Genomic DNA, 13,177 nt, shown 5'->3' with positions numbered 1-13,177 from the left:
TCAACTTTAACTCAGCCTTCCATGAAAAACGTAATAGTTGCCTTGCTCCTACTGTTTGTGGCCCTAAGTACCCCCGGCTGCAAAGACGACCCGGATCTGCCATTCCCCGAAACCGAGGAATTTCCGCAAATCTTTACCAACCTTACGCCGCAAAGCACCTTTAGCGCGGCGGCGGTGCAAAGCAGCGCCGGCAACCCCACGGCCAGCTTCAACATTGAGTTGCAGGGCGGCGACCTGAACCAGGTAGAGGCCATTGAGCTGTTCAGCACGTTTCGCGGGTTCAACAGTGCGGGCACAGCCGGTACGCTCAGCAATGCGCCGCGCATCTTGGTAAAGAGTCTCCCTCCCACCAGCGGCTCGGTAGAGGTAAGCATTAACGAGCTGATTACGGGCGTAACGCGGGCCAACGCCACCGCAGGCGGAGCCCGCGTACCGGTAACGCGAGCGTCGTTGCGCGCCACCGAGAGCTTCACCTTCACCTACGAACTGGTGCTGAAGGATGGGCGCCGTATCGTGTACAGTCCTACATTCAACACCGCGCCTTTTGCGGGCACCATTGCCATTGCGCAATAGCCCACGCTACGCCAAAACACCTAGCACAAAGCCCCGGCCAGTTCGCTCTGGTCGGGGCTTTGTGTTTGCTGACTTATAGTGCGTGTACCTAAGGCAAGGTATCGATGCGCAGCACCACGGGCTCTTGCGCAGCGGCCGGTTGCGTAATCCAGCGCATAATGCGTTGGGCCACCTCTTGCGGCTGGGCTAAGTGCCCCTCCCGGTGGTATGCCTCGAAACGCGCTACCTGGCTGAACTGCCGCTCATCGGAACTGCGGATTTGCTCTTGCATTTCGGTATCCACAATGCCGGGTGCCAGGCTGCGGATGCGCACGCCTGTGCCGCGTAGCTCCTGCTCGTGCTGGGCCACTTGGCTGAGCATGTCGAGGGCTGCTTTAGAGGCGCAGTACGCTCCCCAGCCATCGACCGGGCGCTGGGCAGCTCCGCTGCTGATGTTGAGCACCGTGCGCGGGCACCCTAGGTTGCCGTAGGCACTCAGGAAAGTGTTCATGAGCATGGCCGGCACAATCACGTTCACGTCGAACACAAACTCGAAGTGCTCGTTTTGATGCTCGCCTATATAGCCAATGTCGCCTACTACGGCCGCGTTGTTAATGAGGGTGATGCTGCTGGCATCGGGCCGCGCCGTGAATACTTTGTGCAGGTTGTTTTCCACGGCTACCACGTCGGAGAAATCGAGCGGTTGGTGGTGGTAGCGCGGGTGTTCGATGGTAGCATGCCGCGACACCCCTAGCACGGTGGTATCGGGGCGGGCCAGTGCCTGCTCGGCCAAGGCTTTGCCTAGGCCACGGCTGGCACCGGTGATGATGTAGTAGTGCATAACTGGGAACGGAGGGTTTGCCAATCACTACGTAAGAAAGCAAAAAGGGCAACCCTTCGGCTGCCCTTTTTACGGTTGCGGCACCTAGGGCGCCTTATAAAATGTACTGGCTCAGGTCGCGGTTCTTCACCATGTTCTGCAAGCGTTCATCTACCAAAGCCCGGTCGATGAGGATGTGGGCATTGGCACCGATGCGGTCGGGCACATCGAACAGAATATCGTTGAGCAGGCGGCTCATCACGGTATGCAGGCGGCGGGCACCAATGTTCTCTACCTCGCTATTCACCTCAGACGCAATTTCGGCCAGGCGCTCCAGGGCCGAGTCGTCGAAGGTCAGCTCCACGTCTTCGGCCTTCAGCAGGGCTTCGTACTGTTTGGTGAGGGCGTTTTTGGGGTCTTTGAGGATGCGGAAGAAGTCTTCCTTGGTGAGGCTCTGCAGCTCCACACGGATGGGGAAACGCCCCTGCAGCTCCGGAATCAGGTCGGAGGGTTTGCTGACATGAAACGCACCGGCGGCAATAAACAGGATGTGGTCGGTGTTGACGACGCCGTACTTGGTGCTCACGGCTGAACCCTCCACGATGGGCAGCAAATCGCGCTGCACGCCCTCGCGGCTTACATCGGGGCCGCCTTTCTGGCTGCCGCTGCTGCTCGCTACCTTGTCGATTTCGTCGATGAAGATGATACCGGCGTTTTCGGTGATGCGAATAGCTTCGTCCTTCACCTCATCCATGTCGATAAGCTTGGCCGCTTCTTCGTCGAGCAGAATTTTGCGCGCCTCGGCAATGGTAACCTTGCGCTTGCGCGTTTTCTTGGGTACCATCGAGCCGAGCATATCCTGCAGGCCTTGCAGCGAGGCTTCGTCGAGGCCGGCTTGCCCGCCCAACACGCCAATACCGGGGCCGCTGCTCTGCTGCACTTTAATCTCGATGCGGCGGTCTTCCAGCTCGCCGCGCTGCAGCTTCTCGCGAAAACGCTCGCGAGTGCGCTCGTTCAGCTCAATATCGGTTTGGGGCATGTCGTCGGCGGTGGTCATACCGCCAAAGCCCACGCCTGGCTTGTTCACCACCGACGTGCCCACACCTTGAATAGGCGGAATCAGTGCATCGAGAATGGCATCTTCGACGGCCTGCGCGGCCTGAACTTTTACGGCCTCTTTGCGGCGTTGCTTTACCAAATGCACGGCCTGCTCGGCTAGGTCGCGCACCATGCTTTCCACGTCGCGGCCTACATAGCCTACCTCCGTGAACTTGGAGGCCTCTACTTTGGTGAACGGCGCATCGGCAATGGCAGCCAAGCGGCGGGCAATTTCGGTTTTGCCGACGCCCGTCGAGCCAATCATCAGAATGTTGTTGGGCACAATTTCGCGCTGCATCTCCTGCGGCGCGTGCAGGCGGCGCCAGCGGTTGCGCAGCGCAATGGCTACGTTGCGCTTGGCATCGTGCTGGCCAACTATGTATTTATCGAGTTCGGCTACAATTTGAGCCGGGGTAAGGAAAGTCGCAGAATCGAGCATGAGCAAGGGGCCGCGCTTAGGGCGCGCCAGCTGATTAGATACTGAGCAATGTGGTAAGGGTTGCCCAGGCTACAAAAACTGTGACGAAAACCTAGGCGTGCCGTTCTGGCAGGTGCAGGCAAGTAGCACCGTTCCGCTAGCTGTCATTGCGAGGAGGAACGACGAAGCAATCGGTCTCGAGCAGGGCACGACCTGTCACCCAGCACTAAGAGGAAACAGCGTAGGGTGTGGCAGAACGATGTAGCGCGGGCCCTGCAAGTCCGCGTCCCCGGATAGGAATCTGATTAGCTGCGTGTAGCGCGGTGTAGCGTGGGCTTCAGCCCGCGTTTGCCAGCACGAAATCGTTGAGGCAATACCGCTCAGAACCAATCGTTCACGCAAACGCGGGCTGAAGCCCACGCTACACGGGCCGCCGTCCTAGGTCAGAAATAGAAATTGCCAACCTGGGACGCGGACTTACAGAGCCCGCGCTACGTAGTTTTCGGTTGGTACTGGGTGAAAGGTCGTGCCCAGCTCAGGACCGATTGCTTCGTCGTGTCTTCTCGCAATGACAGCAAGCGAAACGGTATTACTCCTTTTTGCCGAACAGCTCGTGCACGTTGCGCGACAACGTGAGGTAGTTGGTGCCGCCCGAAACGTGGTAGAGCGCCCGCGTGTATTCGAACTGGTAGGCACCAAGTTTCAGCAGGGCGCCAAACGAGAAGCCGGCCCCTCCCGACGCATTATCGAGGCGCAGCTCACGGCGGCGCAGGTGATTGTAGCCCACGCGCACGTTCAGGCCCTTGCCCAAAATCAGCTCGCCGCCTACCACAAAGTGCCGGGCAATTTTGTCGCCTAGGCTTTTTTTGGGTGTTTCTTGCTGCCCATCGAGGCTTTGGCGGCGTTGCTGCAGCGTATCGAGGTACACGATGTCGAGCTGATACAGGTGGTGCGCCGTGATGGTGAAGCGCACGGGCATGTGCTCGGGCTTGATGCTGGCGCCCAGCTGCACGTCAAACGGCATTGGTTCGCGGCTGCTGCCCTCAAATGGCTTCAGCTGGTAGCCTAGGTTCTTCACGGCCAAGCCAACGGTAAAGTCCTGCTCGGGGTGCCTAAATACGCTGCCTACATCGGTAAGCACCGCCACCGAGTGGTTGCCCGCAATACCGGCTACCGCCAAGCGCGCCGTAGCGCCCATGGTAAAGTTGCCGAAGGTGTGGGCGTTGGTGAGGCTTAGGTGGTAATCGTTGACGGAAAACTGACCTAGGGGCGTGCCGGCCGGGTCGTACATCTCAAAGTCGCCGTAGCTCAGGTACGACAGCCCGAAGCCCCAGCGCCCAAGCCGCTCGGTATTGCGCACGTAGGCGGCCGTGCTCTGCCGGATGTCGGCCAGGTAGTCGCCGTAGCTCAGGGCCAGGCGGCCGTCCATGTCGCTGTTGAGCAGGGCCGGGTTGCCGTAGAGCATACCGGGGTCGTTGTTGCGGCCCGAAACGCTTACCCCTCCTACCCCGGCTAGGTAAGCTGTAGGTGGCAGACCTAGGGAAGCAAAGGCCCGCTGCCCACCTATTTGCGCGTACGCCTCGCTGCCCAGCAGCAAAGCAGGCAACACCAACAGAGCACCTAGGAAACGGCGTACAGGTCGAATCATCGTAGCTAAGATAGCCGGCTAGCGGCGGATGTAGCGCACGCCACGAAGCAAAACGGCGCCGCACTAACGTAGTGCGGCGCCGTTTCGTCTGGAGTAGCTACCAGGTTAGTGTACTTCTACCTCGTGCAGCGGAGCGGGGGCGGCGGTTTCGTCGCGTACCGTCAGCTTCAGCGGCTTTTTCACCAGTTCGTCGAGCAAGGCTACGCGCACCACGTCATCAACCTGATCGACGTAGTGAATGGTAATGCCCTTGAGGTACTCGGCCGGGATATCCTGCAGATCCTTGCGGTTTTTCTCGCACAAAATCACGTCGCGGATGCCGGCGCGCTTGGCGGCCAGCAGCTTTTCCTTGATGCCGCCTACCGGCAGTACCTTACCGCGCAGGGTTATTTCGCCCGTCATGGCCAAGTGCGAGCGAATTTTGCGCTGTGTGTACACCGAGGCAATGCTGGTGAAAATGGCAATACCGGCCGACGGACCATCCTTGGGCACCGCGCCCTCGGGGAAGTGGATGTGCAGGTCGTACTGATCGAACAGGCGGTAGTCGATGCCCAGCTCCTCGGCGCGGCTGCGCAGGTAGCTAAGCGCCGTTACGGCCGATTCCTTCATCACGTCGCCCAGCTGGCCCGAGAGCGTGAGCTTGCCGCGGCCGCGGCTCAGCAGGCTTTCCACGAACAGGATGTCGCCGCCTACCGAGGTCCAGGCCAAGCCGGTTACCACCCCGGCGGTTTCGTTGTCCTGGTACAGGTCGCGGTCGAAGATGGCAGCACCTAGGATTTTGCTTACATCATCGGGCTCCAGCTTGGCCGGGAAGGCCTCATCCATAGCCTTGTGCTTGGCAATGTTGCGCGCCAGCGCACCCAGCTTACGCTCCAAGCTGCGCACGCCCGATTCGCGTGTGTAATCATCAATCACGCGCTGCACGGCGGCGGTGCTGATGGTTACATCCTTTTGGGTGAGGCCGTGCTCGCTTACTTGCTTGGGCCAGAGGTGCTTTTTGGCAATCTGGGTTTTCTCTTCCAGCGTGTAGCCCGTCAAGTCGATAATTTCCATCCGGTCGCGCAGGGCCGGGTGAATGGTATCGAGCGAGTTGGCGGTGGCAATGAATAGCACGCGCGAGAGGTCGTACTCCACCTCCAGGTAATTGTCGGTGAAAGTCGAGTTCTGCTCCGGATCGAGCACCTCAAGCAGCGCCGCTTGGGGGTCGCCGCGGAAGTCCGACGACAGCTTATCCACCTCGTCCAGGATCATTACCGGGTTGGAGGCGCCGGCTTTCTTAATCTGCGACACGATACGGCCCGGCATGGCGCCCACGTAGGTTTTGCGGTGCCCGCGGATTTCGGCTTCGTCGCGCACGCCGCCCAGCGACAGGCGCACGTACTTCCGCCCTAGGGCCGTAGCGATAGAGCGACCTAGGGAAGTTTTGCCCACGCCAGGAGGGCCGTACAAGCACAGGATGGGCGCGCGCAAATCTTGCTTCAGCTTCAGCACAGCCAAATACTCCAAGATGCGCTCCTTTACCTTCTCCAGGCCGTAGTGGTCCTGGTCGAGAATTTTGCGGGTGCGCTTCAGGTTGAAGTTGTCCTTGGTGTACTCGGCCCAGGGCAAATCGAGCAGGAACTCCACGTAGTTCAGGCTCACCGGGTACTCGGCGGCGGCCGGATTCATGCGGCTCAGCTTATCCAGCTCTTTCTGGAAGTGCTTGGCCACCCCTTCGGGCCATTTTTTGTCCTTGGCACGCTGGCGCAGCTTATCCAGCTCTTGGTCGGGGCCTTCGTGACCGAGTTCGTCTTGCAGCACCTTCAGCTGCTGGCGCAGAAAGTAGTCGCGCTGCTGCTGGTCGATATCGGTGTGGACCTTGCTCTGGATTTCGTGCTTAATTTCGAGCAGCTGAATTTCCTTCAGCAGCAGCTCGAGCAGCTGCGTGCCGCGCTCCACGGCTTCGTTTATCTCAAGCAGGCGCTGCTTTTGGCCAACCTCTACGTTGAGGTTAGAGGACAGGAAGTGAATCAAAAAGCCCGGCGACTCGATGTTGTCGAGGGCAACCTGTGCCTCCTGCGGGATTTCGGGGTTCAGCTTCAGCATCTTGGTGGCCGCATCTTTCAGCGAGGCCATCAAGGCTTTTACTTCTTTGGTTTGGCGGGTGGGCAGCAGCTCGGGCAGGTAATCTACCTGCGCCGTAAAGTAGGGCGTGGTTTGCACCATTTCGCCCAACCGGAAACGCTGCTGGCCCTGAATGATAATGGTGGTGTTGCCGTCGGGAAGCTCCAACAGCTTCAGAATACGCGCCATGGTACCCACCTCGTAGAGGTCGGCTAGCACGGGGTCTTCGGCATTGGAGTTCTTTTGGGCTATTACCCCAATCAGCTTATCGCCTTTGTAGGCTTTGCGCACCAGCCGAATGCTTTTTTTGCGCGTAACCGTAACCGGCAGCACTACCCCGGGAAACAGCACCGTGTTGCGCACCGGCAAAATGGGCAGCTTTTCCGGCGCTTCGCTTTGCGCCGAGGGTTCCTGCTCCGAGTCGGACGAAACTACCGACACCATTCCGTCAGGGTCTTCGGTCATGAGCAGGAAGGAAGCTGGAAAGCGCGGATTCGAATTTTTCGACATAGAGAAGGAAACGACAGCAGCGCCAGATTGGCAGCAAAAAGCAGCCACGCGGCCGTCCACTAAACGAAGATACCTCTTTGTCAAGTGCCGTGCCACGTGCACCTAGGGCACAAGCAGCCGCCATGGCAGCACTTTGCCCCCGACAAGGCGTCAGCCAAGCACTGCGTCATCAGCTAAAAGCTATATTTTTGAAGGCCGTAGCTCCCTCTCCACGTTGGGCTTCCGTGCCGACTACCTCCATATGTTTCGTCTGATACGCCCGCTTTTTCTGCTGCTGGTGGGTTTGTGTTTTGCGAGTGTGCTCGCAGCGCAAAATAAGCCATACCGCCAGCGTGCCCTTTCGGGCAAAGTTCGTCAGCTCCGGGTGCGCCCCGATGCTACCCCGGACTTTATCAACGTCAACCGCGTTGCTTATTTCCAGGATAAAAAGGCGCTGCGCGAAATAGCCCGTGCCGAAAAGCGCAAAAGCTGGACTTCGGCCCGCAACATGCTGGAGCAATACGTAGCCAACTTCGGCATCGAGAACTTCTACAAGGATAACATGATGCTCTGGCGCTTGGGGCAGCTGTTTGAGCGCGCCGGCAACGAGGACAAGGCCAAGGCATACTACCGCCTGGCGCTTAAGCATCATCGGCAGGACGTCACGAAAATTCAGCTGTACTACGACTCCCTGGAGAAGAAGGACGCCGACTTGTACGTGCCCTTGAAAACGTACTACGACATTGTGGAGTACCGGAAGAACATTGCCACCTTCCGGCCGCCCAAGGGCGTGTACACCAACATGGGCCAGGGCATCAACTCGCAGGTTGAGGACTACGGCCCCAGCTACCACGACGACTCGGAGCAACTCATCTTCTCCTCGAAACGCAAAACGCGCGGCCTGCACAACATTGTGGATGAGGAGCTGTATATGGCCAAGCGCCAGGGCGAGTCGTGGTCGGATGCCGAAGCTTTGCCCAAGCCCATCAGCTCGCCTTACAACGAGGGCTCGGCCTGCCTGACCAAGGACGGCACCACCATGTACTTTTCGCGCTGCGAGTGCCCCAGTTGCCACGGCAACTGCGACTTGTTCGTGAGCCACTTCAAGAACGGCCAGTGGACGGTGCCGCAAAGCCTAGGTATGCAGGTAAACTCCACGGCTTGGGACTCGCAGCCCACCCTGTCGCGCACCGAGGACACCTTGTACTTCGCCTCCGACCGCCTGGGAGGTTTCGGCATGTCGGACATCTGGTTTACCCACAAGCTGAAGAACGGGCAGTGGGCCAAGGCCCAGAACATGGGCCCCATTATCAACACGCGCGAAAGCGAGGTAAGCCCCTTTTACCACCCGCTCTACAACGTGCTGTACTTTTCGTCGCGCGGGCAGCTGCTGAACTTCGGCGACTTCGACATTTACAAAGCCTACCGCACCAAAGGCCGCTGGCAGGAGCCCATTAACATCGGCCCGCTGGTGAACGGCAAGGGCTCGGAGTACTACTTCACCATCGACGGCGAATCGAAGAACCTGTATTACGCCCGCTCGGAGGAAAAGAATATGAAGAACCTCGACCTGTACTCTTTCCCGCTGCCCATGGAGGCCCAGCCGCTGGCCACCACGCGCTTCGAGGGTACGCTCGTCGATTCGGTAACGCAAAAGCCCCTGAGCGGCATCGTGAGCATCATCGACGTGGACAACGGCATTGAGGTGGCCTCGAAGTACATCCGCCCCGATGGCTCTTTCGATTTCGACCTCATCGACGGCTCGAAGTACGTGATGCTCATTCAGAGCCCCGAGTACTTTACCGTCGAGAAGCAATTCAGCCTGAAGCAGGATACGGTGATGAAGCTGATGACTACCAGCATCGATTATAACATCCCGCTGATTTTCCGCAACATCGAGTTCGACCAAGGCAAATCGAACATCCTCCCTTCGATGCACGTCACCCTCGACCGCATCGTGGTGTTTATGGTGGACCACCCCAACCACCGCTTGCGCATTTCGGGCCACACCGACGCCAAAGGCGACCCCGACGTGAACGAGAAACTTTCGCAAGACCGCGCCGACGCGATTCGCCGCTACATCGAAACCAAAGGCAAGCTCAAGCCCAACCGCATCGATAGCCGCGGCTACGGCAGCACCGAGCCACTGAAGGAGGAAGTAACCGAGGAAGACATGCGCATCAACCGCCGCGTGGAGTTCCGCCTGATCAAGCCCGAATCGGAGCAGAAACCCGCCGACAAAGATGCTGGCGGCTGGAACTAGCCCCTAGGTACCTACACGAAAACCGCGGGCCCGGAGCTGCATCAGCTCCGGGCCCGCGGTTTTTTTCAATAACCTGCTGTCATTGCGAGGACGAAGGACGAAGCAATCGGCCCTGGGCAGGGCACAACTCCTCACCCAGCACCAAGCGTAAACTGGGCATGGGCGACCACCGTTACTTTGTGTACATCATCACAATCAAAACCACACGGTGCTCTACGTCGGCGTTACCAATGACCTAGGGCGCCGTATGGCCGAGCATCGGTCCGGAGCGCACAAAGGGTTTACCAAGCGCTACAACGTAACCAAGCTCATCTACTTCGAAGAGCACACCGACATTAACGCAGCCATTGCACGCGAGAAGCAGCTGAAAGCTGGACGCTGTGGCCAGCCTGAACCCAAGCTGGGAAGAGCTGCTGCCCTAGGTAGATTTCGCTTGGTGCTGGGTGAGCGGTAGTGCCCAGCTCAGGACCGATTGCTTCGTCGTGCCTCCTCGCAATGACAGCCAAGGGAACGGCTACAAGCTTATGCGCTGCGTTTCGTTGCCGCTGCGGAACAGCGCGCTTTGTTTCTTACCGTTGGCCTCGAGGTTCACAATGTTCATCTGATCGGAGAATTGTTCCATCAGTAGGCGGTGGCTGAGGTTGATGGCTTGGGTACGCTTGTTCAGCTTCACGCTGAAATAAATCCAGTGGGCATCTTTCTCGCGCTCCATTCCTAGGTAGTTCAGGGGCAAGGCTTCGCCGGGTTTGGTACCCACCGTGATGCTGCGCCGCAGGTAATTGCTGATAACGGGCGTGAGTTGGGCAGCAGGTGTTTCGAGCAGGCGCAGAGGGCGCGCCGCTCCTTGCGACAAGCCGGTTTCCAAGTCGTCGGTAAACACCTTCAGGGCTATTTCAAGCTGCTGCGTTTTGGAATTTAGCTTGGCTTCCATGATGCTGGCATGGTACGGGTGGGCCCACGCCGCAAGGGTTATCAGTAAGGCACCTAGGAAAACAACAAAACGACGCATGTGTAAGGAAGAAAGTAGCGGGATAATGGCTTAACAACCGCCTAGAAAAAGTAATGCCATCTTACAAAGAAGATGGCATTACAACGGTAACGAGCAGCTTACCGAAGGGCTACAGCACGTACTTGATGAACGGGTTGATGATGAGCACAAAGGCCATCAGCGAGAGCAGCAGCACCATGCCTACCTTCTGCGCGTTTTCAAGGAACTTATCGGAAGGCTTGCGACCCGACAGCATTTCGTAGGTCAGGAACATTACGTGGCCACCATCCAGCGCCGGAATGGGCAGCAGGTTCATGAAAGCCAACACCATCGAGAGCATGCCCGTCAGGGTCCAAAACTTAAGCCAATCGAAACGGCCGCCGTACTGCTGCGCAATTTCAATGGGGCCGCCTAGGGACTTGCTTACCGAAGCCTCGCCGCGGAAGATTTTGCCGAAGGCCTTCACTTGCGCCCCCACAATGCCAAAGGCCTGCTTGGTACCGGCCGGAATGGCTTCAACTAGGCTGTACTCGCGGGTGTTATACTTCAGCAACGACTTAGGCCGAAAACCTACCTTGCCCTCTTCGTCCACGTTCAGCGTGAGCGTAACGGTTTCATCGCCGCGCTCCACCACCACCGGGGTTGCTTTGCCGGCGTTGGCTTTCAGGGCTGCTTGTAGCTCCGGAAAAAACTGAATGCTGGTGCTGCCCACGCGCACAATGCGGTCGGAGGGCAGCAAACCACCTTTTGAGGCAGGGCCGCCCGGTACCACTTCATCCACCACAAAGGGGTCGAGCGGCTGCACGAACAAGGCCTGGTCTTGGTCGGCCATCTTGTCCATGAAGTCCTTCGGCACCGGGATATCAATAAGCTGGCCGCCACGCTCTACGGTGTAGTAGCTGCCGTTGCCAAGCACCACGTCCACGTCGTACACATCGGTGAACTGCTCGAACGGACGGCCGTTGATCTTCACGATACGGTCGCCGGGCCGGAAACCGATTTGCTTACCCAGCTCGTTGGGCACCACGCCAAAACGTTGCGCTTCCGAAGCGGGCAGGTAGCTTTCGCCGTACTTATAGGTGAGCAGCGAGAAGATGAGGATGCCCGTGAGCACGTTTACGATAATGCCGCCGAGCATCACAATCAGGCGCTGCCAGGCTGGCTTGGCCCGAAACTCGTAGGGCTTGGGCTCTTGACTGAGGCTCTCGGTATCGAGCGACTCATCCACCATGCCCGTGATTTTCACGAAGCCACCAAGGGGCACAGCGCCCAGCATGTATTCGGTTTCGCCGATGGTTTTGCCGAAAATTTTGGGCGGAAAGCCGATGGAGAACTTCTCCACGCGCATTCCAAACCACTTGGCCGTCAGCATGTGCCCTGCTTCGTGCACGCCCACCAAAATGGTGAGACCCAGCAGCAGCTGGCCAGCCATTACCAGAATATCCATTCGTTGTTAGTTGTCAGTTTTTTGTGGTCGTCAGCCTGAGCAAAGCGAAGAGCCTTTTTTCATTCAGACAGTTATTTAGGCCGTCATGCATTGACTTCGCTCAGCATGACGGCCTCACGTGATAAGGTCTTTAGCTCAGGATGACGCGCGAATCGTAAAGTTACTTTACCAACTCCGAAGCTACCCGCCGAGTTTCGGCATCGGTGAATACATAGTCGTCGAGCGAAGGCTCGGCAAGGTACGAAACGCGCGCGAGGCAGTTTTCGACCACATCGGGCAGTTGCAGGAAGCCGATTTGGTCGCGCAGGAAAGCGGCTACGGCTACCTCATTGGCGGCGTTGAGCACGCACGGCGCGTTGCCGCCCCGGCGCATGGCCTCGAACGCCAGCGGCAGGTTGCGGAAGGTGTCGCCATCGGGCCGCTCGAAGGTGAGCTGCGGGTAATCGAGGAAGCTGAACCTAGGGAAGTCGTTGGGCAGGCGCTCGGGGTAACCTAGGGCGTACTGAATGGGCAGCTTCATGTCGGGCAGGCCGAGTTGCGCCTTCAGCGAACCATCGCGGAACTGCACCAGCGAGTGAATGATGCTTTGCGGGTGCACCACCACTTCAATCTGCTCATCCGTCAGCCCAAACAGCCACTTGGCTTCAATCACCTCCAAGCCCTTGTTCATCAACGAAGCCGAATCGATAGTGATTTTGGCGCCCATGTCCCAGTTGGGGTGCTTCAGGGCTTGGGCCTTGGTTACGGTAGCCAACTCCTGCGCCGAGCGCCCCCGGAAAGGCCCACCCGATGCCGTGAGAATAATCTTCTCCACCGAGCCGGGCGCCTCCCCTACTAAGCACTGGAAAATGGCCGAGTGTTCTGAGTCGACGGGGTAAATGGCCGAGCCGAACTGCTTAGCTAAGGTTGTAACCAGCTGCCCGGCTACTACCAGGGTTTCTTTGTTGGCAAGTGCAATGGTTTTACCGGCCTTTAGGGCTGCTACAGTAGGCAGCAAGCCAGCGTAACCCACCAAGGCCGTTAGTACCACATCCACATCGGGGCGACTGGCTACTTCGGCCAAGGCATCGTGCCCGGTTAGCACCTGCGTTTCGGGCTGGTTGGCCAGGGCTTCGCGTACTGTGGCGTATTGGGTTCCGTCGCCAATTACCACCACAGCGGGCCGAAACTCGCGGGCTTGCGCCACCAGTAAATCGGTGCTGCGCTGTGCCGTAAGGGCCACCACCCGAAAACGACCGGGGTGCGCACGAACTACCTCGAGGGTTTGCGTGCCGATGGAGCCGGTGGAACCTAGGAGAGCAAGAGAGCGGGGCTGAAAAGAAGACATGCTAGCGAAAGTGCCTGCTGCAAT

At 58.5% G+C, this 13,177-nt stretch carries 10 protein-coding genes; 3 read left to right on the top strand and 7 right to left on the bottom strand.

Annotated features, from left to right (window positions below; genetic code table 11):
* Positions 1-21 precede the first annotated feature (21 nt).
* Positions 22-573, top strand: a complete 552-nt coding sequence (locus ASU33_RS19485) for a hypothetical protein (RefSeq protein WP_059072464.1) — start codon at positions 22-24, stop codon at positions 571-573.
* A gap of 88 nt (positions 574-661) precedes the next feature.
* Here ASU33_RS19485 and ASU33_RS19480 read toward each other — a convergent pair whose 3' ends face one another.
* The 4 genes from ASU33_RS19480 to lon form a co-directional block, all read right to left on the bottom strand.
* A complete protein-coding gene (locus ASU33_RS19480; RefSeq protein WP_059072463.1) occupies positions 662-1,393 on the bottom strand; it encodes an SDR family NAD(P)-dependent oxidoreductase in 732 nt (243 codons plus the stop codon).
* Positions 1,394-1,487: 94 nt separating this feature from the next.
* Positions 1,488-2,909: an ATP-dependent protease ATPase subunit HslU gene (gene hslU / locus ASU33_RS19475; protein ID WP_059072462.1), complete on the bottom strand. Its 1,422-nt coding sequence runs from the start codon at positions 2,907-2,909 to the stop codon at positions 1,488-1,490.
* Between the two features lie 568 nt (positions 2,910-3,477).
* Positions 3,478-4,536 carry a type IX secretion system protein PorQ gene (gene porQ, locus ASU33_RS19470; protein WP_059072461.1) on the bottom strand — a complete coding sequence of 353 codons (1,059 nt, stop codon included), beginning with the start codon at positions 4,534-4,536 and terminating at the stop codon, positions 3,478-3,480.
* A 105-nt stretch (positions 4,537-4,641) separates the two neighbouring features.
* Entirely contained in the window at positions 4,642-7,104 is a 2,463-nt protein-coding gene (lon, locus tag ASU33_RS19465; protein WP_078063329.1) for an endopeptidase La, read from the bottom strand.
* Positions 7,105-7,390: 286 nt separating this feature from the next.
* On the opposite strand from lon, the gene ASU33_RS19460 reads away from it, so the two are divergent.
* Together ASU33_RS19460 and ASU33_RS19455 are read left to right on the top strand one after the other, a co-directional pair.
* Entirely contained in the window at positions 7,391-9,391 is a 2,001-nt protein-coding gene (locus ASU33_RS19460; RefSeq protein WP_078063328.1) for an OmpA family protein, read from the top strand.
* Between the two features lie 208 nt (positions 9,392-9,599).
* Positions 9,600-9,845, top strand: a complete 246-nt coding sequence (locus ASU33_RS19455; protein ID WP_149867315.1) for a GIY-YIG nuclease family protein — start codon at positions 9,600-9,602, stop codon at positions 9,843-9,845.
* Positions 9,846-9,905: 60 nt separating this feature from the next.
* On the opposite strand, the gene ASU33_RS19450 is transcribed toward ASU33_RS19455, so the two are convergent.
* The 3 genes from ASU33_RS19450 to ASU33_RS19440 form a co-directional block, all read right to left on the bottom strand.
* On the bottom strand, positions 9,906-10,400 hold the full coding sequence (locus ASU33_RS19450) for a DUF6702 family protein (protein ID WP_059072458.1): 495 nt from the start codon (positions 10,398-10,400) through the stop codon (positions 9,906-9,908).
* Positions 10,401-10,509: 109 nt separating this feature from the next.
* Positions 10,510-11,826 (bottom strand): RIP metalloprotease RseP, encoded by a 1,317-nt coding sequence (gene rseP, locus ASU33_RS19445; protein WP_059072457.1) that lies wholly within the window; start codon positions 11,824-11,826, stop codon positions 10,510-10,512.
* A gap of 160 nt (positions 11,827-11,986) precedes the next feature.
* The gene (locus ASU33_RS19440) at positions 11,987-13,153 is read right to left on the bottom strand and encodes a 1-deoxy-D-xylulose-5-phosphate reductoisomerase (protein ID WP_059072456.1); all 1,167 of its coding nucleotides are present in this window, start codon (positions 13,151-13,153) and stop codon (positions 11,987-11,989) included.
* Between the last annotated feature and the right edge of the window lie 24 nt (positions 13,154-13,177).

Source organism: Solirubrum puertoriconensis (assembly GCF_001483135.1).
GTDB classification, from domain to species: Bacteria; Bacteroidota; Bacteroidia; order Cytophagales; family Hymenobacteraceae; genus Solirubrum; species Solirubrum puertoriconensis.
The sequence above is the reverse complement of the archived record's forward strand: the minus strand, read 5'-3'. Positions and strand labels throughout refer to the sequence as shown.